Raw genomic sequence first — 21,385 nt, 5'->3', positions numbered from 1 at the left:
AATATGCGAGGAGTAGAGTGACAAGTGTGTTGAACTCAATGTGTCTTACGCCAATGCTGCACCTGACATTCAACAACCTACTCACATTGCTTGGGGATAAATGATTGGTAATGAACAAAATGTAACCAAACCTTCCTTAGCAGCTGTGAACTATAGCAGCGCAGGTTGATATCAGCAATCTGCTTTAGCGCAAACGATGGAAAATTTGGCGCTAAATTCAAATTTTGTAATTTATAACTGGCTGTTTCATAAGCACTTGAGTCTCGCAAACTGAGAAAGACGAGAAACAAATAGAGAAGTTGATAAAGACTTTTAATAATCTAAACAAAAGCTTGGCGTGTTTTGGAACTATTTATGACAACAAGTGTTTCTTTTGCAGCAAGAATAATGTGAAGTCGTACAGATTTGAGTTTACAATAGCGCCCATGAGCGAAATAAGAACACAAGTCCAGTTCGTTGATATCGACGAAGATATGGCGGGTCAACGCATTGATAATTTCTTGCGTAACCAATTAAAAGACATCCCAAAGAGCATGATTTACCGAATCGTGCGTAAGGGAGAAGTGCGCGTAAACAAAAAGCGCATTAAGGCAGAGTACAAACTAAAAGCAGGCGATCTTGTCCGTATTCCTCCGGTCACGGTAGAGAAGAAAGAGGATGACGTCGCGCCGAGCACGAAGCTAAACAAAGTGGCAGAGTTGGAAGATAAGATCATTTTTGAAGATGATCATCTATTGATTCTCAACAAGCCATCTGGCACAGCAGTGCACGGCGGTAGTGGTTTGAAGTTTGGTGCGATTGAAGCACTTCGAGCATTACGACCACAAGCTCGCTTTCTTGAACTCGTTCACCGTATCGACCGTGATACATCTGGCATCTTGCTGGTTGCGAAGAAACGTTCTGCGTTACGTCATTTACAAGCACAGTTCCGTGAAAAGACAGTGAAGAAGTTCTACTTCGCGCTTGTCATGGGTGAGTGGAAAAACAGCTGCAAAGTCGTTAATGCGCCACTGCTTAAAAACGAAGTGAACAGCATTGTACGAGTGAATCCAAACGGCAAACCGTCTGAGACGCGTTTTAAAGTATTGGAGAAATTCGAACAAGCAACGTTAATTCAAGCAAGTCCAATTACTGGACGTACTCACCAGATTCGTGTGCACACTCAATACACGGGGCATCCGATTGCATGGGATGACCGCTATGGCGATCGTCGTTTTGATGCGTACACGGGTCAGGTTGGTTTGAACCGTTTGTTCCTACACGCAGCGAACATCAAGTTCCAGCACCCATCGAATGATGAGTGGATGGAAATCAATGCGCCGATGGAAGCGAAATTAGAGAAAGTCTTAGCGGGTTTGCGTAAAAAGTAGAGGCAAGCGTATCTACCCCCTCGCCATCGCAAAAAGCTATGTAAAAGCCGATGTTAATACATCGGCTTTTTTGATCGTAGAAAGCTTCTTAGAGAGTGGCGGCAGCTTTGCCTGTTGAGTTATGAGAACTTTGTGCTCAGCGATACCGTTGAAAGAGATCCCCAACTCGCTCGTTCCTCACTCTTGAGGATGACGTGCAGTGAATTCTGAATTTAAGTGGGTTATGACTTACTTTTTGATGGATGAGCTTAAACGACGTCATTCCCGAAAGCGACGAAGGAGCGTTGTCGGGAATCTCTGGTTGAGATGCAAAGTCATTAGCTTGATGTTACTGCTTAAACCGTCCATATCAGCCCTTTGGAGTCTTCTGTATTCCCTACAAAACCTCTAACCCTTGTTTTTGCAGCATGTCGATCAAATCAATAAGTGGCAGGCCGACTAACGTATTCGGATCTTTGCCGACTAACTTCTTAAACAGGCAAATTCCCATCCCTTCGCTTTTAAAACTACCAGCACAGTAAAAAGGTTCTTCTCTGTCTACATAACGTTCGATTTGTTCACGCGTCAAATCTCTAAAGTGCACTTCAAAAGTATCGAAGCCGACTTCAGTATGATTAGTTGCTGTGTTGTGGACAGCTAGTCCGGTATAAAAAGTGATGGTTTTACTGCTTTGAGCCAATAATTGTTTGATGGCGTTTTCTCGGTTTAACGGTTTACCAACGATATTGCCGTCAATGACACACACTTGGTCACTGCCAATGACCAAACTGTCATGGGTTGTGTCACAAGAAGTGGCTTTACCAATAGCAAGCCGTTGTACCAGTTCTAAAGGTGTTTCGTTAGCTAAAGGGGTCTCATCGCAGTTGGGTGACAAACAAGTAAAAGGCACTGCTAGTTTTTCCAGCAGTTGTTTACGAAAAGGGGAGGTTGAGGCTAAAACCAGTTGGTAATTTTTCATTTTGAATTACAATTCGCACAAGCATTTCCAATAGGATAATCGATCAAAATCGATTCTGGCTAATGCTCTCTATATTAAGCGTAAAAAAGTACAACTTTTTTGCCTTTTTCTTTGACTAATTTTGATTTGGAAGATAATATTCGCGCCCTATGCAAAAGGTAAAAATACCGCGAACGGTTGATCCGGCGAAGTCCGCACAGAAACGATTAGATTACGATGGCATCATCCAAGCTAGTCTTTTCAAGCGCTTAGCGGAAACAACTGAAGGCGTAAAACGCGACGCAGAAGTCTCATTGTCATTTGATATTGATGAACAGCGACTTGTTGTTATCTCTGGTAAAGCTAACATCGAAGTTGATTTAGAGTGTCAGCGTTGTAATGAGGTATTCACACATCCGTGTGAAGTTGAATTCCTTTACACTCCTTACTACGGTGAGAAGACAGAAGAGGAAGCACCAGAAATTTATGATTTGGTAGATCTAAATGAGTACGGTGAATTAGACCTTATACAACTAGTTGAAGACGAGTTCATCTTAACATTACCTCAAATCGCAATGCACGATGAAGCGGATTGTAGCGTTGATTCAAATAACATGGTTTTTGGTGAGATTCCTGAAGAAATTGAGGAAGAAAAACCGAATCCATTCGACGTTTTGAAAAATCTGAAAAAGTAACTGGTGTGGTAGCCGCTTCTTCTTTAGGTTTTTAACCCAATAGTATAGGAGTAGGGTCAATGGCCGTACAGAAAAACCGTAAAACTCGTTCTAAGCGCGGTATGCGTCGTTCACACGATGCGCTAACTACAGCTGCACTATCTGTAGACGCGACTTCTGGTGAAACTCACCTACGCCACAACGTAACTGCTGAAGGTTACTACCGTGGTCAAAAGGTTATCAACAAGTAAGGTTGAACCTTTGCAAAGTATTACCGTTGCACTTGATGCAATGGGCGGGGATTTCGGTCCACGCGTAACAGTGCCTGCCGCCGTGCAGGCACTGTCTCATTTCCCAGAGCTAAAAGTGATTCTTATAGGTGATCAACCTCTGATCACGTCTCAATTATCTCAACTAGGTACCTCTACCAGTTCTCGTTTAAGCATTCTTCATAGCGAGAAAGTAATTTCTAACTCAGAAAAACCGTCTTTAGCATTACGTAATAGCCAAAATAGCTCCATGCGTATGGCCATTGATCTGGTCTCTGATAACGAAGCAGATGCGTGTGTGAGCGGTGGTAACACCGGAGCCTTGATGGCGCTCTCACGATTCATTCTTAAACTGCTTCCTGGTATTGAGCGTCCTGCTTTAGTTTCCGCATTACCCACCATTAGTGGCAAACGTACTTGGATGTTAGATCTTGGTGCGAATGTATCTTGCGATGCAGACAGCTTATTTCAATTTGCAGTGATGGGCAGTGCCTTAGCCGAGGAACATCTCGGTCATCCACCTCGTGTGGCGGTGCTGAATATTGGTGCTGAAGAAATTAAAGGAAACGATTTAGTCAAACGCTGTGCAGAAATGCTTTCTCAAACCGACGCAATTAATTTTGTGGGTTATATTGAAGGTAATCAAATTTTGCATGACGTTGCCGATGTCATTGTTTGTGATGGCTTTGTCGGTAACGTATGCTTAAAAGCCAGCGAGGGAACAGCGCAACTCTTTATCGAAAAACTAAAAACCAGCATGATGGCATCAACGATAAAGGGATGGATTGCTAGAAAACTGTTTTCTCGGCTATTTAATGAACTAAAAACACTGAACCCCGACCAGTATAACGGCGCAAGTTTGCTAGGATTGCGCGGCATTGTCATAAAAAGCCATGGAAGTGCGGATGTATCTGCGATTGTCAATGCACTTGGCGAGGCAGTACACGAGGTCAAACGACAAGTACCAAGCCGTATTAGCGATCGTTTGGAAGCGGTTTTACTCGAGAGGCATTATTAGTCTTCATGTATAGCAAAATTTTAGGTACTGGCAGCTACCTGCCATCTCAGGTGCGTACTAACGCAGACCTAGAGAAAATGGTAGATACAAGTGATGAGTGGATCGTAGCTCGTACTGGTATTAAAGAGCGTCGAATTGCAGCAGAAGATGAAACTGTTGCGGACATGGCATTCTACGCAGCTGAAAACGCTATCGATATGGCCGGCATTGATAAAAATGATATCGACCTAATTATCGTTGCTACTACTAGCAGTAGCCATACTTTCCCTTCATCTGCGTGTCAGGTGCAAGGAAAGCTTGGCATTAAAGGTTGTCCTGCATTCGACTTAGCCGCTGCTTGTTCAGGTTTTGTATACGCATTATCTGTTGCTGACCAACACATCAAATCTGGCATGTGCAAAAACGTGCTTGTGATTGGTGCAGACGCATTGTCGAAAACATGTGACCCAACGGATCGCTCAACCATCATCTTGTTTGGTGATGCTGCGGGTGCCGTTGTTCTTGGTGCAAGCGAAGAGCCTGGCATTATTTCCACGCACATATATTCAGACGGCCAGTTTGGTGATCTATTGAGCCTTCCTGTTCCTGAACGTGGTAAAGATGCAAATAAATGGCTTCATATGGCCGGAAACGAGGTATTCAAAGTAGCCGTTACTCAGCTATCAAGACTGGTTAAAGACACGCTTGAAGCGAACGATATGCATAAGTCTGAACTAGACTGGTTGGTTCCGCACCAAGCGAACTACCGCATTATTTCAGCGACAGCGAAAAAGCTTTCGATGTCACTAGACCAAGTCGTGATCACACTTGATAAACACGGCAACACATCAGCAGCAACCGTGCCAACAGCACTGGATGAGGCGGTACGTGATGGTCGTATTAAACGTGGTCAAACTCTACTTCTTGAAGCGTTTGGCGGCGGATTCACTTGGGGTTCTGCCCTGGTGAAATTCTAAGTTTCACAAGATTCAAAATTTAAGATGCGCTACGGTGCATCTTATTTCTTTTTACTTTGCTTAAAGGAAAACAACATGAGCAAGTTTGCTATCGTATTTCCAGGCCAAGGTTCACAAGCTGTCGGTATGCTTGCTGATCTAGGCGAACAATATGACGTAGTAAAACAAACATTTGCAGAAGCATCTGACGCACTAGGTTACGACCTATGGGCGCTTGTTCAAAATGGACCTGCAGAAGATCTAAACCAAACTTTCCGTACTCAACCGGCTTTGCTAGCGTCATCTGTTGCTATCTGGCGTGTATGGCAAGAGCTTGGTCTTGAGCAACCAGCAAACCTAGCGGGTCACAGCCTAGGTGAGTACTCAGCGCTTGTGTGTGCTGGCGTGATTGACTTTAAAGAAGCAATCAAACTGGTTGAGCTACGTGGTCAACTGATGCAAGAAGCGGTACCTGCGGGTACTGGTGCAATGTACGCGATCATCGGTCTAGATGACGAAGCAATTGCAAAAGCTTGTGAAGAAGCAGCGCAAGGTGAAGTCGTTTCTCCAGTAAACTTCAACTCACCTGGTCAAGTTGTTATCGCAGGTAGTAAAGACGCGGTAGAACGTGCTGGTGCACTATGTAAAGAAGCAGGTGCTAAGCGTGCACTTCCTCTTCCTGTGTCAGTACCTTCACACTGCGCACTAATGAAGCCAGCAGCAGAGAAACTAGCCGTTGCGCTAGAGTCTATCGAATTCAATACACCACAACTTCCTGTTATCAACAACGTTGATGTGGCGGCTGAAACTGATCCGGCAAAAATCAAAGACGCACTTGTTCGTCAACTTCATAGCCCAGTTCGTTGGACTGAGAGCGTGCAGTTAATGAGCGAACAAGGCGTAGAGAATCTTCTTGAGCTTGGCCCTGGCAAAGTACTGACAGGTCTGACTAAACGTATCGTGAAAACACTAAGCGCAGCAGCAGTTAACGACGTAGCGTCGCTAGAAGCCGCTAAGTAATCTGTTCACGATAAGAAAAGGAAAACACAACATGATGAATCTAGAAGGTAAGATCGCTCTAGTGACAGGCGCGAGCCGTGGCATTGGTCGTGCGATTGCTGAACTTCTTGTTGAGCGCGGTGCAACGGTAATCGGTACTGCAACTTCAGAAGGTGGCGCAGCGGCTATCAGCGAATACCTAGGTGAAAACGGTAAAGGTCTAGCACTTAACGTAACTGACGTTGAGTCTATCGAAGCAACCCTAAAAACCATCAACGATGAGTTTGGTGCAATCGATATTCTAGTAAACAACGCTGGTATCACACGCGATAACCTACTAATGCGTATGAAAGATGACGAGTGGAACGACATCATCAACACAAACCTAACGCCAATCTACCGCATGTCTAAAGCGGTTCTACGCGGCATGATGAAAAAACGCGCTGGTCGCATCATCAACGTAGGTTCTGTCGTTGGTACTATGGGTAACGCTGGTCAAACTAACTATGCAGCAGCGAAAGCAGGCGTTATCGGTTTCACTAAATCGATGGCTCGTGAAGTAGCTTCTCGTGGCGTAACAGTAAACACAGTCGCACCTGGTTTCATCGAAACTGACATGACTAAGGCGCTAAATGATGACCAACGTGCAGCAACGTTGTCGAACGTGCCGGCAGGTCGTCTAGGTGACCCACGTGAAATTGCATCAGCAGTTGTATTCCTAGCTTCACCTGAAGCGGCTTACATTACTGGTGAAACTTTGCATGTAAATGGTGGCATGTACATGGTTTAATGCACAGTTCGTGCAAAATAAGCTGTTTTACTTTGTGAAAAATAGCCTATAGTTGCTGTTAACTGTCATTAAGTTGTCATGCTCATGCGCAAGATTTGTGCATGATTTAAGTCAAAAATGTATTGAAATTCGGTTAAATTCGCTAATTTTGTGGTTTGACCAGCAAGGACCCCCTTGCAACTTTCAATAGTTCGAATAAACTACGGAATCATCGCATTAGGCGAAATCTGTAAAGGAAAAGAAAAATGAGCAACATCGAAGAACGCGTAAAGAAAATCATTGTTGAACAGCTAGGTGTAGACGAAGCAGAAGTTAAAAACGAAGCTTCATTTGTTGACGATCTAGGTGCTGATTCTCTAGACACTGTAGAGCTAGTAATGGCTCTAGAAGAGGAATTCGACACTGAGATTCCTGACGAAGAAGCTGAGAAAATCACTACTGTTCAAGCTGCAATCGACTACGTAAACAGCGCTCAGTAATTATCTCTCCCAGGCGGTCTCCTAGACCGCCTGTGTTCTTTCTAACTTCTTCTATCCTCTCATAGAAACATTCAATTCCCGGAGAATTATATCGTGTCCAAGCGTCGTGTAGTTGTCACAGGCATGGGTATGTTGTCACCGGTAGGCAACACAGTAGAATCATCTTGGAAAGCCCTGCTAGAAGGTCAAAGCGGTATCGTGAACATCGAACATTTCGATGCAACGAACTTCTCGACTCGTTTTGCTGGTCTTGTGAAAGATTTTGATTGCACAGAGTACATGTCTAAGAAAGATGCTCGTAAAATGGATTTATTCATCCAGTACGGCATTGCAGCGGGTATCCAAGCACTGGATGACTCTGGCTTAGAAATTACCGAAGAAAACGCAGCTCGAGTTGGTGTAGCAATCGGCTCAGGCATCGGCGGTCTAGACCTAATCGAAACAGGCCATACAGCGCTTGTTGAAAAAGGTCCTCGCAAAGTTAGCCCATTTTTTGTTCCTTCGACCATCGTAAACATGGTTGCAGGTAACCTATCTATCATGCGTGGTCTTCGTGGTCCAAACATCGCGATCTCTACGGCATGTACTACAGGTCTACACAACATCGGCCACGCAGCGCGTATGATTGCATACGGTGATGCTGAGGCGATGGTTGCTGGTGGTTCAGAGAAAGCATCTACACCACTAGGTATGGCTGGTTTCGGTGCAGCAAAAGCACTTTCAACTCGTAACGATGAGCCTCAAAAAGCTTCTCGTCCATGGGATAAGGGCCGTGATGGCTTTGTTCTTGGTGACGGTGCGGGCATGATGGTCCTTGAAGAGTACGAGCACGCAAAAGCACGTGGTGCTAAGATCTACGCAGAGCTAGTTGGCTTTGGTATGTCTGGTGACGCTTACCACATGACTTCTCCAAGTGAAGATGGTTCAGGTGGCGCTCTAGCAATGGAAGCGGCAATGCGTGACGCAAACATTACTGGTACTCAAGTTGGTTACGTGAACGCTCACGGTACATCGACACCTGCTGGTGATGTGGCTGAGATCAAGGGTGTTAAACGTGCTCTTGGTGAAGAAGGCTCTAAGCAAGTATTAGTATCTTCAACTAAATCTATGACTGGTCACCTTCTAGGTGCTGCTGGCTCAGTTGAAGCGATCATCACAGTTCTTTCTTTGGTAGACCAAATCGTTCCACCAACGATCAACCTAGATGATCCAGAAGAAGGTCTAGATATCGATCTTGTTCCGCATACAGCGCGCAAAGTTGATATGGAATACGCAATCTGTAACTCGTTCGGCTTCGGCGGTACAAACGGTTCGCTAGTATTCAAAAAATTCGCTGAGTAAAAATCTCTAACACTGTTTTAGAGAAGCGATACTTGTATTCTGACGGCTCGATGCTTAGCATTGAGCCGTTTTGTTTTATATGTCGATCGGAAAGTAAAGGTATCTGAATGTTCTGGGTCAATGGATTGCCACAAACACACATTTCGCTTGGCGACCGCTCGTTTCAATATGGCGATGGCTGTTTCACCACTATAAAAACTAAGAAGGGTGAATTAGAGCACTGGCAAGCGCATGTTGAGCGAATGGAAGCGTGCCTAAAAACGTTACACATCCCATTCCCCGATTGGAGCCAGGTGTTCGATTGGGCAATGAAAGCGGTCTTGAATGATGAGCTTGCCGGAATCAAAATTCATATCAGTCGCGGCACTGGAGGGCGAGGGTATAGTCCTAGCGGCATTGAAGGGCCAGTCGTGACTATTTCGAATTTTGCATTTCCTTCGCATTACTCTTCATGGCAAGAAAATGGCGTGCCGTTAGGGGTTTGTAGAACCCACCTTGGTATTCAACCACTTCTAGCTGGTCATAAGCATAACAACCGAATCGAACAGGTTCTCGCAAAAGCGGAAATTGAAGGCACGGAATTTACCGATGCTGTGACGTTAAATGTGCAAAATCATGTCATTGAAACTACAATGGCAAACCTTTTTTGGGTTAAAGATAAAAAGGTATACACACCCGATTTGAATTTGTCTGGTGTGGCCGGCGTAATGCGCCGTAAGGTATTGGAATTTCTCCAAACCAATGGCTACCCAGTGCAGGTAGCGACATTCGCACTCTCTGATTTGCTTAATGCAGACGAGGTGTGGATGTGTAACTCACTATTAGGTGTGGCACCGGTCAACGGTATTTCGACACCAGATAACAAGATTGACTTTCCAATAGGAAAATTGACTCGACGACTTCAAGGGAATCTAAATTCGTGATTAAAAAACTGTTTGCTTTTGTTGTACTGATTGCCGTTATTGGTGCAGCAGGTGTTTTTTACGTTGTTTCACAGACTAAGCAATATGTTAACTCGCCAATTCTTATAGAGCAGCCACAGCTGTTTACCGTAGAAAATGGTACCAGCTTTCACCGAGTGATGCGTGATCTTGTAAAAGACGACATCATAGAAGCTTCTGATTACATTCGTTTAATGCCACACCTTTACCCAGAGCTTCTTCAGGTGCGAGCAGGCACTTACCAACTTGTGCCAAAAGTTTCGCTTTATCAAACGTTAGAACAGCTCAATACCGGCAAAGAGCATCAATTTGCGATTACTTTTGTCGAAGGCAGCCGTTTCTCTGAGTGGGTTGAACAGCTAAGGGCTGCACCTCATGTAAAACATGACTTAACTGGTTTGTCTGAAAAAGAAATGGCAGAAAAGCTAGGTATTGAGCGTGAGAAGCTTGAAGGTTTATTCCTTGCGGAGACTTACCACTACACTGCTGGCGCAAGTGAAAGTCAGATCTTAGAGCGTGCACACAGCAAGCTAAACAAGATTCTTGATGAACAATGGGAAGCGCGTCAGGAGAAATTACCACTGAAAGATAAATACGAAGCGCTGATCTTGGCTTCTATTATTGAGAAAGAGACGGCGATTGATGCAGAGCGCGAACGTGTTGCATCGGTATTTGTTAACCGCCTCAATAAACGTATGCGTTTGCAAACTGACCCAACCGTTATTTACGGGATGGGGGATGCGTACGATGGCAATATCCGTAAGAAAGATTTGCGTACACCAACGCCATACAACACGTACACCATTAATGGGTTACCACCAACGCCAATTGCCATGGCCGGTGAAGCATCGATTGAAGCTGCTCTCAACCCAGAAAACAGCAATTACCTATATTTTGTAGCAAGTGGAAAGGGCGGACATGTGTTTTCGAAATCCCTTGCTGAGCACAACCGTGCTGTACGTGCCTACTTAAGAGAACTAAGAAAGAACAAATGATGAAAGCAAACTTTATTGTCGTTGAGGGCCTAGAGGGCGCGGGTAAAAGCACTGCGATTAAAACCGTTTTAGATACGCTGAAAGCTGCAGGTATCCAAGATATCGTTAATACTCGTGAACCAGGCGGTACACCGCTAGCAGAGAAAATGCGTGCACTAGTAAAAGAAGAGCACGAGGGCGAAGATCTAAAAGACATGACTGAATTGCTTTTGCTTTATGCAGCTCGAGTTCAGTTAGTTGAGAACGTGATTAAGCCAGCGCTAGCAAACGATCAATGGGTAGTTGGCGACCGTCATGATTTGTCTTCTCAAGCTTACCAAGGTGGTGGCCGCCAAATCGACGCATCACTGATGAAGAACCTGCGCGATACAACTCTAGGTGAGTTTAAGCCTGCATTCACATTGTACATGGATATCGATCCTCGAGTTGGACTTGAACGTGCTCGTGGACGTGGCGAACTAGATCGTATTGAAAAAATGGACATCAGCTTCTTTGAACGCACGCGTGAGCGTTACTTAGCGCTGGCTAATGCCGATGATTCCATCGTGGTGATCAACGCTGAGCAGTCGATTGAAGAGGTTGCACAAGACATCAAAGCTGCGCTAAACGAATGGCTAGCATCACTGTAAGCAGAATGTGGATTGAGGTCGCTCATGTTAAATGACTTTCCATGGTTACTACCCGTTTGGGATAACCTCAAAACAAGCTTGGATTCAGAACGAATTCCGGGCGCACTGCTGCTGCAAAGTGACAAAGGATTAGCGGTAGAGAAGCTGGTTGAGCTCTTTAGTCACTCGTTGCTGTGTCAAAATTACACCAGTGAAGCGTGTGGCTTCTGCCATAGTTGCCAGCTGACCCAATCTCATAGCCATCCTGATTTACACTGGATTAAGCCAGAGAAAGAAGGAAAGTCGATCACCGTTGACCAGGTTCGAGCATGTAATCGGCTTGCGCATGAATCTTCACAACTAAACGGTTATCGCGTGTTCATCATAGAGCCAGCCGATGCGATGAACGAATCAGCGTCGAACGCGTTGCTCAAAACACTTGAAGAGCCGGGACAGAAATGCTTGTTCTTGCTCGTGACGCATAACCAAGAGCGATTGCTGCCAACTATCCAGAGCCGCTGCCAACAATGGGTGGTGACACCACCATCAACAGAGCTGGCGATGAATTGGATGAGCGAGCAGGGAGCATCACAAGTACCAGCTTATGCGCTTAAACTGAATTTAGGGTCGCCAATTAATACCCTAGAAGCGGTGAAAAGTGGTGAGCTTGATGAGTACCAAGCGTTTGAGCGTTGTTTTATTGAGACGCTATCTTCGCCGGTATCAGATGTATTCCAGTGTGCAGCGTTAATGGCAAAGAACCCAGACAAAGCATTCGACTGGGCTTGGTATCTATTAACGGACGCTCAGAAAGCCCAATTTGGGGTGGCGGAAGCGGCTCAACTTCCGGGCGCAACTCTGTTCCCAACACACAGTTATGACGGTTTATACCTGGCGTCGAAGAAGCTGCTTGAGCTAAAAGGGCAAATTCAACGCTTTCCAGGCTTGAACCTTGAACTACTATCAATGAATTGGTTAATTGAATCACGAGAGGCATTATGTTCGTAGATTCGCACTGTCATCTAGACAAACTGAATTACGATGATCTTCACATCAATGTTGAAGACGTTATTAACAAAGCAAAACAAGCGAACGTAAAAGAGCTACTGTCGGTAGGCGTTACGTTAGATTCATTTCCAAAAATGTTGGAAATGATTACGCCATACGACAACGTTTACGCGTCTTGCGGTGTGCATCCGCTTGATGTGGAGAGCGCGTTCTCTATGGAGACCTTACGTCAACACGCTTCGCACGAAAAAGTGGTAGCGATTGGTGAAACAGGTCTGGATTATCACTACAAACCAGAGACTGCAGCGCTGCAAAAAGAGCGTTTTGAACAGCAGGTAGATTTAGCGGTGGAGTTTAACAAGCCACTGATCATTCATACCCGTAACGCTCGTGAAGATACATTAGAAATTCTACGCAATGGTGGCGCTGAAAAATGTGGTGGTGTAATCCACTGCTTTACCGAAGATCTACCATTTGCAGAAGCTGCATTAGATTTAGGGTTCTACATCTCAATTTCGGGCATTGTAACCTTCCGTCAGGCGACAGAATTGAAAGAAGTCGTGAAAGCTTTGCCTTTAGAAAGGCTGCTTATTGAGACGGATTCTCCATATTTAGCGCCCGTTCCACATCGTGGAAAAGAGAACCAACCAGCCTATGTTGTCGAAGTTGCAGCCTATATTGCACAGCTAAAAGGATGCTCCATTGCTGAAGTAGGGCAAAAAACAACCGAAAACTTCCGGAATCTTTTTTTGCGATGAAAAATCAATAGACGGTTTAAAAAAGGGGCTATTGCCCCTTTTTTGTTTAGAAATACGCCAAAAAGATCATTTAGTTTAATGTTTACTAAATTTGTTGATTTAACCGCAATCAAATCTCTCAAATGTAATTTTGTTACTAAAAATAACATCAGTCTTTATTTTATTTACGCCTTAAAATTAATTATGTTGATAATAAAATCGTTATAAAACAGTAATATAAGTTTAATGCAAACCTTTTCATCTACTGTTTTTGGGTGTGATCTGCGGCTTGTTTTGAAACTAAATTTCGTAACTGTGTGGAAAGTTTGAGGGCCATCAATATATATTTAGAGCCGGAAAATATAATGCAACGTGTGGTTACATTTTCATTGGGTGCTAACATTTAGGCTACGGGGGTGTGCCGTTAGTGCCCAAATAATACTTATAATTTATCAGGAGCATAAACATGTTTAAGAACCTTTTTGCAAACCTGCAAAAAGTTGGTAAAGCTCTGATGCTACCAGTATCAGTGTTGCCAGTCGCAGGTATCCTACTAGGTGTTGGTGCTGCCCACCTAAGCTTCATTCCAGAGGTTGTTTCTAACCTAATGGAACAAGCTGGTGGTTCAGTATTCGGCCAAATGGCACTTCTATTTGCTGTTGGTGTAGCACTTGGCTTCACAAACAACGACGGTGTAGCAGGTCTTGCTGCAATCGTTGGTTACGGCATCATGACAGCAACGCTTGGCGTTATGGCTGGCATCATGGGCGTTGAGAAAATCGATACAGGTGTACTAGGTGGTATCCTTGTCGGTGGTGTTGCTGCTTGGGCATTCAACCGTTTCTTCAAAATCCAGCTTCCAGAGTACCTTGGCTTCTTCGCTGGTAAGCGTGCTGTGCCAATCATCACTGGTTTCGCTGCGATCATCCTAGGTGTTGTACTATCTATCGTATGGCCACCAATCGGCGGTGCAATCTCTGCATTCTCTGACTGGGCTGCGCACCAAAACCCACAACTTGCGTTCGGTATCTACGGCGTAGTTGAGCGTTCTCTAATCCCATTCGGTCTACACCACGTATGGAACGTACCATTCTTCTTCGAAGCAGGTACTTGTGTGAACGCTGCTGGTGAAACTCAAAACGGCGTACTAACTTGTTACCTAGTTGCAGATGATGCTTCTCGCGCTGCTGGTAATGGCTTCGGTCAGCTAGCGGGTGGTTACATGTTCAAGATGTTCGGTCTACCAGCTGCAGCAATCGCTATTGCTCACTGTGCTAAACCAGAAAACCGCGCGAAAGTAATGGGTATCATGGCGTCAGCTGCTCTGACTTCATTCCTAACAGGTATTACTGAGCCAATCGAATTCTCATTCCTATTCGTTGCTCCAGTACTATACGGTATCCACGCTCTACTAGCTGGTTCTGCATACGTTGTTGCTAACACTCTAGGCTTCGTACACGGTACATCATTCTCACACGGTCTGATCGACTTCCTAGTTCTATCTGGCCACGCTCAGAAGATGGGTCTGATGGTAGCTGTTGGTCTAGTTTACGCAGTAATCTACTACGTAGTATTCCGCACAGTAATCACTGCTCTTGACCTTAAAACTCCAGGTCGTGAAGATGAATCTGAAGAAGCTGTTGCAACTTCTGGTTCTGACATGGCAGGTGAGCTTGTTGCAGCATTCGGCGGCAAAGCAAACATCACTGGTCTAGACGCATGTATCACTCGTCTACGTGTAGCAGTAGCTGACACAGCTGCAGTTGACCAAGACAAACTAAAACAACTAGGCGCTGCTGGTGTTGTAGTTGTAGCAGGTGGTGTTCAGGCTATCTTCGGTACTAAGTCTGACAACCTGAAAACTGAAATGGATGAGTGGATTCGTAACCACGGCTAATCTCAGTCATTCATAAGAAAAAGGGGGCTTCGGCCTCCTTTTTGCTTTCTGTATCTTTCCCCTCATACCTCTCCAGTATTTATTCTTCTCTAATCTCTTTCTCACTAACACTTACTTTTGGTGTTTTAGTCGTGATCTCACGCTCACCCTTACGTTTGTGGCTTTTTTCGTACGTCATTCTTACTCATTACTGACACAACAAAATGACAACATGTTTGAATTATGCACGCTGTTTTTTAAGTGGGGGAAGGCTGTGAAAAAGCGAATTTTATTGGCGGCAACAATGCTGCCGAGTGCCGTAATGGCGGCGGATGGAGCGAAGAATTTTTCTGTTGGTATGGCGGTCGATCAAGAGCTCAGCGTTGTCGTTGAAATTGATGACAAGTACCGCGGTATTATTGGTAACGATGGTATGGCGTTTGATTACATAGCGAAGCGCGGTACATTTGATCAAAGCATGCCATTAACTTGGTATGTCGGTGTTGGTGGCTGGTACGAGTGGGATGATGAATTCGGTGTTCGTGTCCCACTGGGTTTAAATTGGGATCTATCAAAAGGCTGGGATCTGTACGCGCAAATCCATCCTGAAGTGGACTTCTACAAAGGGCCTGATCTGCAAATCGGTGGGGCGCTTGGTATCAAGTACAATTTCTAATAGACACAAAAATGCCGGCACTGAGCCGGCATTTTGTTTTTGAGCCTTAATTTCGCTGGTAGTTAGCTTTACTGCTGTTTATTCATTGCTCGTTTGATGCATACCGCAGCGCCACCCCAAGTGATGCCAAGTCCGATAACCATCATGATGATTGCACTTGTAGTCATTATGCTTTCTCCTTGCTCGCTACGTTAATCAATACGCCAAACACAAACAGTGCGGCAATCATTACCCAACCTAGAGTCAGGTCGTAGCCACCGTAACCTTCTGTTAGAAGTGCGTACAGTTTGGTTGCCAAGATAATTGCTAACATGATTGGCGTGACAAAGCGTAAACAGATTTCGAACCATTGACCAACAGAGAAGTCAGAGCGCTCGTTTACGTAGTTACGAACTTCAGGTACTTGTTTCAACAACCAAGCCATCAGAACGATTTCTACTAGGCCGCCAACCATAATGCCAACGTTGTTTGCGAAGTGGTCGACAAGGTCCAGAAGAAGCAATCCGCCGTTGGTCGCGAATGCCATCGAGACAACAAATCCAATACCAATCACTACGTTTGCAGCTTTCTTACGGCTCCATTTTAATTTGTCGATAACGGCTGAGGTTACCGCTTCCATGATTGAGATGTGCGAGCTTAAGCCTGCAACAACCAAAGCAAAGAAGAACAGGGGACCAAGGATGTATGGCGCTGGTAGTAGGTTAATTGCCGCAGGTAACGTCACAAATGCCAAGCCCACACCGGCAGAGACTACCTCAGTAAGCGGTTTGCCTTGTTCTTGAGCCATGTAACCCAATACCGAGAAAATCATGATACCGGCAAGGATAGAGAAGCCACAGTTGATCAATACCGTCATGAAGGCGTTGTTGGTGATGTCTGATTTCTCAGGCAGGTAGCTCGAGTAAGCCAGCATGATGGCAAAGCCGATACTTAGTGTGAAGAAGATCTGACCGTAAGCCGCTGCCCACACTTTTACGTCCCAGATTTTGCTGAAGTCTGGTTCGAACATGTAGTTCACACCGTCTAGCGCACCAGGAAGGAAAATCATGCGACCGATCAAGAAGATCACCATAATGAACAATATAGGCATCATGATCTTAGATGCGCGTTCAATACCTGATTTAACACCGCTCACAATCGCAGTATAGGTAATTGCCCAAGCAATCAGCATAGATACGGCGATCTTCCACTGAATGCTGCCTAAATCAGTTGGAGAGTTATCACCAAGTTTTAGGTATTCACTAAAGAAGAAGGCGTTGGTATCGGAACCCCAACTTTGAGTGAACGACATCCCAAAGTAAGAAATTGCCCAACCAATAACCGCAACATAGTAAACGGCGATGACGGCAGCAACGCCAACTTGGAACCAACCAAGCCATTCAAATTTCGCGTGGATTTTTGCCAATGTTTTTGGTGCAGAACCGCGGTATTTTTGACCCATACTGAACTCAAGGATCATGAATGGAATACCTGCGGTGATCATGGCGAAAAGATAAGGAATAAAGAAGGCACCGCCGCCATTCTCATAGGCCATGTAAGGGAAACGCCAGATGTTACCCAAGCCGATGGCTGAACCGACTGCTGCTAAGATGAATCCCGCACGGGATCCCCATTGTTCTCGCTTCATATTTGACTCCTGTACAACTCCCTAAGGAATGAAGCTCTTCTCGGCAACGTGCAACACCAGTAGAGCAAAGAGCAACTGTTATCCGTCAGTTTTCTGCTCGATGTTCGGTATTGTTATAAAATTCTGGTGTTTTGCTTTGTGTTACCTAACAAGAAATAGAATTAAATGCTTTAAATTTTGATGTGTGTTTGCAAAAGCTGAAATATTCTTCTGCTTTCTGTGTTCAGACTAACTTTTTACATTATTTAGCGCAATAGATTCTAAATGTTAATGTCGATATTTTATCTGGTTTAAATATTGTTAATTAGTGATTTGGTAGGCTATCTGATCGGTAAAGTTGGGTAGGTTTTGAAATAAATGACTGTATGGTTGATGTGATCTTGGTCAAATAAACTCTTTTTGGCTATTAGGGTGTATCTCTGTGTTAGACACACCCAATAGAGAATATTTCGTTAAAACGACACATTAGAAGTGAAAGTCGTTAGAAACGGAAACGAAAGCCAATGTTGGATTGGAATTGGTTCATCCAGTCGGTTTCAAACTTGATGATACAAGACGAACCGTCCGTTGGTACGACGCAAGCGCCTGAGGTGTCGTTGTCAACAACTGTACCTAACCAACGGATTTGCGCGGTCATTGCAAAGGTTTTCGAGAATTCGTACTCAAGGCCGGCGAATGCACTACCAGAAAAGCCATACTTGTCGTTTACCCAGTCTACGTCGGCGTAAGACGCGCCTATGCCCAATCCAACGTAGGTTTGCCAGCCCTGAGCGAGAGGGTAGTAAATGCTGCTTTGAAATTGAAGATAGTGAATGTCTGCAGAGTTATTAATGTCTTGCAATTCTGACGACTGATTGGAATAGAAAAAACCGATGCGACCCATCTCAAAAGGGGTTTCAACTGACAAAGCATAATTGATTGAAGGGTCTAAATCGTAGGTGCGGTCATTCTCATCCTCTACTTTACCGCCTCCTGTAAAGCCGACATAGGGCGTGACGATGACCGTCGCTTGAGCAGCCATAGAACAGCTCAATAATACACTCCCAACTAGCCAGCCAATTTTATAGTTCATTTGCTATCTCCTTATTATGACTAAGCTAATTGTGATGCCTTAGCCAAAATCGTGCGACTAAATTAGGCAATTCTTGAACATAATTCACACTGGTGTTATTAATTTGTTACAACTAAAGGAGGTGTCTATGGAACACGATCTAAAATCAGCCCTACTCATCGTCGTTACAGTATTCGCAGTTTTACTCTCTTTCGGCATCATTGCGATTACTACGGCTTAATGAATTGGCGATACGCCTATGACACGCAACAGCGGTATTATCACTGATCGCCATGCAGAGCTCGACATTGAGATGTATGAGCGCTATAGAAATGGCAAAACTGCCCTTGTCGCACAAGGAGGAGGGCAGAGAGGGATTTTTACCGCTGGAGTGTTGGATGCATTCCTTCTTTCCAATTTCGATCCATTCGATGAATTCTATGGCACATCAGCCGGAGCTCTGAATTTGTGTGCTTACCTTTGTCGCCAACACGGCATGGGCAAGGCTTTCATTACGGATCTCACTACTTCCAACGAATTCTTTAATCTTTTCCGTTATATCCGCAAGAAGCAATATTTGGGCTTGGAATGGGCCTTAGAGCGCATTCAAGATTACCCTTATAAACTTGACCTCGATATGGGGAAAACTGCGTTAGGCGCCCGTGGTGCGTTTGCTGCGGTGACAAATGTCGATACTCTTTCTGATCAATACTTGCCGATACTCGGTGGGGATTGGGTCAATACCATGGTTGCCACTTGCGCGATCCCTAAATTGTATCTGGGGCCTGTGGATGTAAATGGGCATCCTTACGTTGATGGTGGGGTCTCTGCCTCGATTCCTGTGCAAGAAGCATGGAGAAAGAATGCACGTAACATTATCGTGATTCGCACCGAGCCTTTTTCTGAAGCAGAAGCCAAAGTACAAGCCGAGATTGGTGAAGAGGGTATCAAATGGTACCGCGAGTCGATTAACTCTGTGCAAGAGTCTTGGCAACACAAAGTTCATCAATGGAAAGAGGATTGGAGTAGCTTCTTACAGCAGAAAATTAATGCGGCTCATCAATCGAAATTGTCGGGTAGAAAGCTGCTCAATGGCGGACGCTGGTTGTTTGGGGCGGATAATCTTTATCGCTTGAGCCACCTGATTGGTGAAAACTTCGATTCTGGATTGGCTGACATGTTGATGATTCACTACCAAACCTTCGAATTGACGCAAGCGTTCTTAACCGCTCCGCCCGATGACACCTTTATTTTGCAATTGGCACCTAAAGAAGAGTTACAGTCATCGTCTTTGTTGAGTGATCCAGAAGCGTTAGAGCACGATTATCAACTTGGTCTGCAAACGGGTTTCAATTTGATTCAACTCTATGACAAATTGAACATAGATGGTCGAGAAACGGCTTAGATTGAAATCAAGTATCCGAAAAAAGAAAAGGCTCCGTGTGGAGCCTTTTATGGTTTTTTGGGAAGGTATTAAGCGGACAAAATACGCATGCAGTTGGTCGAACCTACTACATCCATCACATCACCTTGAGTGAAGATCACCAAGTCCCCTTCATCCAATAACCCTTGTTCTTTCAGTGTTACGATGGCTGCGTGAGCCGTCGTTAAGCCAGCGCCGCCTTTGGAGTCAAAGAACACGGGAGTAACACCACGGTATAGTGCCGCTCGGTTTAGCGTTGATTCATTACGCGACAGTGCGAAAATCGGCAAACCAGAGCTTAAGCGAGACATCATCAAAGCGGTTCGGCCTGATTCGGTCAGAGAAACCATCGCTTTAACACCTTCCATATGGTTGGCAGCATACATGGTCGACATAGCTATGGTCTCTTCTGCGGTTGCGAAGGTGCGGTCTAAGCGGTAGGTCGACAGGCTTGCTTCCGACATCTTCTCTGCACCTATACACACTTCAGCCATGGATTTCACGGTTTCCACTGGGTATAGACCCGCTGCAGTTTCACCGGAAAGCATCACTGCATCCGTACCGTCGAGAACAGCGTTTGCTACGTCCATGACTTCTGCACGAGTCGGCATTGGCGCAGCCATCATTGATTCCATCATTTGGGTCGCAGTAATCACGATACGGTTTAAGCTGCGAGCACGACGAATCAGCTTCTTCTGTACACCGATAAGCTCTGGGTCACCAATTTCGACACCCAAGTCGCCACGAGCAACCATAACAACGTCAGACGCTAAGATGATGTCATCAATGGATTCTGTGGTAGCGACGGTTTCAGCACGCTCCACTTTTGCCACAAGTTTCGCTTCAAGACCTGCGTCTCGCGCCAAACGACGAGCGTAATGCATATCTTCGCCATTGCGAGGGAATGAGATAGCGAGGTAATCGACTTTGATTTTGGCAGCGGTGAGGATATCTGCTTTGTCTTTTTCAGTAAGTGCATCCGCAGATAGGCCGCCGCCTTTTTTGTTGATGCCTTTGTTGTTGGAAAGAGGGCCACCGACCGTTACTCGGGTGTGGACTTTGTTGCCTTCAACGCTAGTCACCTGCAGTTGCACGCGACCATCGTCAAGCAGCAAGATGTCATTAGGAGAGACGTCTTGTGGTAGCTCTTTGTAATCTAAGCCAACGGAGTCTTGATCGCCTTCGCCTTTTGGTAAGTCGCTGTCTAGCGTAAATTTATCGCCGACGTTGAGATGAATTTTGCCGTCTTTGAACGTGGAAACGCGAATTTTTGGACCTTGTAAGTCACCAAGTATCGCCACTTGGCGACCAAGCTTCGCTGCAATAGCTCTTACTTTTTCTGCACGTTGAACGTGGTCATCGCTGGTTCCGTGTGAGAAGTTCATACGAACGACGTTTGCTCCAGCTTTGATTATCTCCTCAAGGACATTGTCTTTATCGGTTGATGGGCCAAGCGTTGTGACAATTTTTGTTCTTCTTAATATGGAAGTCATAGATTCTCCGAAGAATGCAGGTGTAGGACTAGATAACTCGAATTCTATTCTCGCTAAGTATATGCACAGTATGCGCAGATTGTTCGCATTTAGGTCAAAGTGCTGAAAAAACATTAAGGCGCAGGCTTTGTTACCTAA

General features: G+C 45.0%; 23 protein-coding genes. 18 read left to right on the top strand and 5 right to left on the bottom strand.

Translation table 11 applies throughout. The features are described 5' to 3' along the window. Positions 1–425 precede the first annotated feature (425 nt). A complete protein-coding gene (gene rluC, locus KIT90_RS08750; protein ID WP_009707033.1) occupies positions 426–1,370 on the top strand; it encodes a 23S rRNA pseudouridine(955/2504/2580) synthase RluC in 945 nt (314 codons plus the stop codon). 376 nt (positions 1,371–1,746) lie between these two features. Here rluC and KIT90_RS08745 read toward each other — a convergent pair whose 3' ends face one another. Continuing rightward, positions 1,747–2,328 carry a nucleoside triphosphate pyrophosphatase gene (locus tag KIT90_RS08745; RefSeq protein WP_020196394.1) on the bottom strand — a complete coding sequence of 194 codons (582 nt, stop codon included), beginning with the start codon at positions 2,326–2,328 and terminating at the stop codon, positions 1,747–1,749. A gap of 149 nt (positions 2,329–2,477) precedes the next feature. Here KIT90_RS08745 and yceD point away from each other — a divergent pair, with 149 nt between their 5' ends. The 15 genes from yceD (at position 2,478) to KIT90_RS08670 (ending at position 15,653) form a co-directional block, all read left to right on the top strand. Further along, positions 2,478–3,002, top strand: coding sequence for a 23S rRNA accumulation protein YceD (gene yceD / locus KIT90_RS08740; protein ID WP_005439592.1), 525 nt, complete (start codon positions 2,478–2,480; stop codon positions 3,000–3,002). A gap of 59 nt (positions 3,003–3,061) precedes the next feature. Continuing rightward, positions 3,062–3,232, top strand: a complete 171-nt coding sequence (gene rpmF, locus KIT90_RS08735) for a 50S ribosomal protein L32 (protein ID WP_005396978.1) — start codon at positions 3,062–3,064, stop codon at positions 3,230–3,232. A gap of 10 nt (positions 3,233–3,242) precedes the next feature. Next, positions 3,243–4,268, top strand: coding sequence for a phosphate acyltransferase PlsX (gene plsX / locus KIT90_RS08730; protein ID WP_009707030.1), 1,026 nt, complete (start codon positions 3,243–3,245; stop codon positions 4,266–4,268). 5 nt (positions 4,269–4,273) lie between these two features. Next, entirely contained in the window at positions 4,274–5,224 is a 951-nt protein-coding gene (locus KIT90_RS08725) for a beta-ketoacyl-ACP synthase III (RefSeq protein WP_009707029.1), read from the top strand. A 75-nt stretch (positions 5,225–5,299) separates the two neighbouring features. Continuing rightward, positions 5,300–6,223: an ACP S-malonyltransferase gene (gene fabD, locus KIT90_RS08720; protein WP_009707028.1), complete on the top strand. Its 924-nt coding sequence runs from the start codon at positions 5,300–5,302 to the stop codon at positions 6,221–6,223. Positions 6,224–6,257: 34 nt separating this feature from the next. Next, a complete protein-coding gene (gene fabG, locus KIT90_RS08715; protein WP_005444803.1) occupies positions 6,258–6,992 on the top strand; it encodes a 3-oxoacyl-ACP reductase FabG in 735 nt (244 codons plus the stop codon). Positions 6,993–7,237: 245 nt separating this feature from the next. Continuing rightward, positions 7,238–7,471, top strand: coding sequence for an acyl carrier protein (gene acpP, locus KIT90_RS08710; protein WP_004406112.1), 234 nt, complete (start codon positions 7,238–7,240; stop codon positions 7,469–7,471). A gap of 93 nt (positions 7,472–7,564) precedes the next feature. Beyond that, positions 7,565–8,812, top strand: coding sequence for a beta-ketoacyl-ACP synthase II (fabF, locus tag KIT90_RS08705; protein WP_009707027.1), 1,248 nt, complete (start codon positions 7,565–7,567; stop codon positions 8,810–8,812). Positions 8,813–8,919: 107 nt separating this feature from the next. Next, positions 8,920–9,735 (top strand): aminodeoxychorismate lyase, encoded by an 816-nt coding sequence (gene pabC / locus KIT90_RS08700; RefSeq protein WP_285376290.1) that lies wholly within the window; start codon positions 8,920–8,922, stop codon positions 9,733–9,735. Further along, positions 9,732–10,748, top strand: a complete 1,017-nt coding sequence (mltG, locus tag KIT90_RS08695) for an endolytic transglycosylase MltG (RefSeq protein WP_285376289.1) — start codon at positions 9,732–9,734, stop codon at positions 10,746–10,748. Before pabC ends, mltG begins: the two co-directional genes overlap by 4 nt. Beyond that, entirely contained in the window at positions 10,745–11,377 is a 633-nt protein-coding gene (tmk, locus tag KIT90_RS08690; RefSeq protein WP_038896031.1) for a dTMP kinase, read from the top strand. The genes mltG and tmk overlap by 4 nt, the downstream gene beginning before the upstream one ends. A gap of 24 nt (positions 11,378–11,401) precedes the next feature. Continuing rightward, on the top strand, positions 11,402–12,364 hold the full coding sequence (locus KIT90_RS08685) for a DNA polymerase III subunit delta' (RefSeq protein WP_285376285.1): 963 nt from the start codon (positions 11,402–11,404) through the stop codon (positions 12,362–12,364). After that, a complete protein-coding gene (locus tag KIT90_RS08680; protein ID WP_005439577.1) occupies positions 12,355–13,122 on the top strand; it encodes a TatD family hydrolase in 768 nt (255 codons plus the stop codon). Before KIT90_RS08685 ends, KIT90_RS08680 begins: the two co-directional genes overlap by 10 nt. Positions 13,123–13,567: 445 nt before the next feature. Then, positions 13,568–14,998 carry a PTS glucose transporter subunit IIBC gene (gene ptsG, locus KIT90_RS08675; RefSeq protein WP_005439576.1) on the top strand — a complete coding sequence of 477 codons (1,431 nt, stop codon included), beginning with the start codon at positions 13,568–13,570 and terminating at the stop codon, positions 14,996–14,998. 253 nt (positions 14,999–15,251) lie between these two features. Continuing rightward, on the top strand, positions 15,252–15,653 hold the full coding sequence (locus KIT90_RS08670) for a hypothetical protein (protein ID WP_009707021.1): 402 nt from the start codon (positions 15,252–15,254) through the stop codon (positions 15,651–15,653). Between the two features lie 68 nt (positions 15,654–15,721). On the opposite strand, the gene KIT90_RS08665 is transcribed toward KIT90_RS08670, so the two are convergent. The 3 genes from KIT90_RS08665 to KIT90_RS08655 form a co-directional block, all read right to left on the bottom strand. Beyond that, the gene (locus KIT90_RS08665; protein ID WP_005536518.1) at positions 15,722–15,820 is read right to left on the bottom strand and encodes a MetS family NSS transporter small subunit; all 99 of its coding nucleotides are present in this window, start codon (positions 15,818–15,820) and stop codon (positions 15,722–15,724) included. Further along, positions 15,820–17,280, bottom strand: coding sequence for a sodium-dependent transporter (locus KIT90_RS08660; RefSeq protein ID WP_020196403.1), 1,461 nt, complete (start codon positions 17,278–17,280; stop codon positions 15,820–15,822). The genes KIT90_RS08665 and KIT90_RS08660 overlap by 1 nt, the downstream gene beginning before the upstream one ends. A 481-nt stretch (positions 17,281–17,761) precedes the next feature. Then, positions 17,762–18,352, bottom strand: a complete 591-nt coding sequence (locus KIT90_RS08655) for an outer membrane beta-barrel protein (protein WP_009707019.1) — start codon at positions 18,350–18,352, stop codon at positions 17,762–17,764. A gap of 127 nt (positions 18,353–18,479) precedes the next feature. Here KIT90_RS08655 and KIT90_RS08650 point away from each other — a divergent pair, with 127 nt between their 5' ends. Together KIT90_RS08650 and KIT90_RS08645 are read left to right on the top strand one after the other, a co-directional pair. After that, positions 18,480–18,572 carry a YnhF family membrane protein gene (locus tag KIT90_RS08650; RefSeq protein WP_005444835.1) on the top strand — a complete coding sequence of 31 codons (93 nt, stop codon included), beginning with the start codon at positions 18,480–18,482 and terminating at the stop codon, positions 18,570–18,572. A gap of 18 nt (positions 18,573–18,590) precedes the next feature. Continuing rightward, positions 18,591–19,736, top strand: a complete 1,146-nt coding sequence (locus KIT90_RS08645; protein ID WP_020196405.1) for a patatin family protein — start codon at positions 18,591–18,593, stop codon at positions 19,734–19,736. Between the two features lie 68 nt (positions 19,737–19,804). Here the strand turns inward: KIT90_RS08645 and pyk are convergent, their stop codons facing one another. Further along, a complete protein-coding gene (pyk, locus tag KIT90_RS08640; RefSeq protein WP_009707016.1) occupies positions 19,805–21,247 on the bottom strand; it encodes a pyruvate kinase in 1,443 nt (480 codons plus the stop codon). Positions 21,248–21,385 lie beyond the last annotated feature (138 nt).

It is taken from the genome of Vibrio sp. B172a (assembly GCF_030248355.1).
GTDB classification, from domain to species: Bacteria; Pseudomonadota; Gammaproteobacteria; order Enterobacterales; family Vibrionaceae; genus Vibrio; species Vibrio owensii.
This window is presented reverse-complemented; position numbering and strand designations above follow the sequence as displayed.

What these genes read in the sequence shown, in the direction of transcription:
- rluC (WP_009707033.1), top strand. Translation starts at nt 426, where the DNA reads ATGAGCGAAATAAGAACACAAGTCCAGTTCGTTGATATCGACGAAGAT.
- KIT90_RS08745 (WP_020196394.1), bottom strand. Translation starts at nt 2,328, where the DNA reads ATGAAAAATTACCAACTGGTTTTAGCCTCAACCTCCCCTTTTCGTAAA.
- yceD (WP_005439592.1), top strand. Translation starts at nt 2,478, where the DNA reads ATGCAAAAGGTAAAAATACCGCGAACGGTTGATCCGGCGAAGTCCGCA.
- rpmF (WP_005396978.1), top strand. Translation starts at nt 3,062, where the DNA reads ATGGCCGTACAGAAAAACCGTAAAACTCGTTCTAAGCGCGGTATGCGT.
- KIT90_RS08725 (WP_009707029.1), top strand. Translation starts at nt 4,274, where the DNA reads ATGTATAGCAAAATTTTAGGTACTGGCAGCTACCTGCCATCTCAGGTG.
- fabD (WP_009707028.1), top strand. Translation starts at nt 5,300, where the DNA reads ATGAGCAAGTTTGCTATCGTATTTCCAGGCCAAGGTTCACAAGCTGTC.
- fabG (WP_005444803.1), top strand. Translation starts at nt 6,258, where the DNA reads ATGAATCTAGAAGGTAAGATCGCTCTAGTGACAGGCGCGAGCCGTGGC.
- acpP (WP_004406112.1), top strand. Translation starts at nt 7,238, where the DNA reads ATGAGCAACATCGAAGAACGCGTAAAGAAAATCATTGTTGAACAGCTA.
- pabC (WP_285376290.1), top strand. Translation starts at nt 8,920, where the DNA reads ATGTTCTGGGTCAATGGATTGCCACAAACACACATTTCGCTTGGCGAC.
- tmk (WP_038896031.1), top strand. Translation starts at nt 10,745, where the DNA reads ATGATGAAAGCAAACTTTATTGTCGTTGAGGGCCTAGAGGGCGCGGGT.
- KIT90_RS08685 (WP_285376285.1), top strand. Translation starts at nt 11,402, where the DNA reads ATGTTAAATGACTTTCCATGGTTACTACCCGTTTGGGATAACCTCAAA.
- KIT90_RS08680 (WP_005439577.1), top strand. Translation starts at nt 12,355, where the DNA reads ATGTTCGTAGATTCGCACTGTCATCTAGACAAACTGAATTACGATGAT.
- ptsG (WP_005439576.1), top strand. Translation starts at nt 13,568, where the DNA reads ATGTTTAAGAACCTTTTTGCAAACCTGCAAAAAGTTGGTAAAGCTCTG.
- KIT90_RS08665 (WP_005536518.1), bottom strand. Translation starts at nt 15,820, where the DNA reads ATGACTACAAGTGCAATCATCATGATGGTTATCGGACTTGGCATCACT.
- KIT90_RS08660 (WP_020196403.1), bottom strand. Translation starts at nt 17,280, where the DNA reads ATGAAGCGAGAACAATGGGGATCCCGTGCGGGATTCATCTTAGCAGCA.
- KIT90_RS08655 (WP_009707019.1), bottom strand. Translation starts at nt 18,352, where the DNA reads ATGAACTATAAAATTGGCTGGCTAGTTGGGAGTGTATTATTGAGCTGT.
- KIT90_RS08650 (WP_005444835.1), top strand. Translation starts at nt 18,480, where the DNA reads ATGGAACACGATCTAAAATCAGCCCTACTCATCGTCGTTACAGTATTC.
- KIT90_RS08645 (WP_020196405.1), top strand. Translation starts at nt 18,591, where the DNA reads ATGACACGCAACAGCGGTATTATCACTGATCGCCATGCAGAGCTCGAC.
- pyk (WP_009707016.1), bottom strand. Translation starts at nt 21,247, where the DNA reads ATGACTTCCATATTAAGAAGAACAAAAATTGTCACAACGCTTGGCCCA.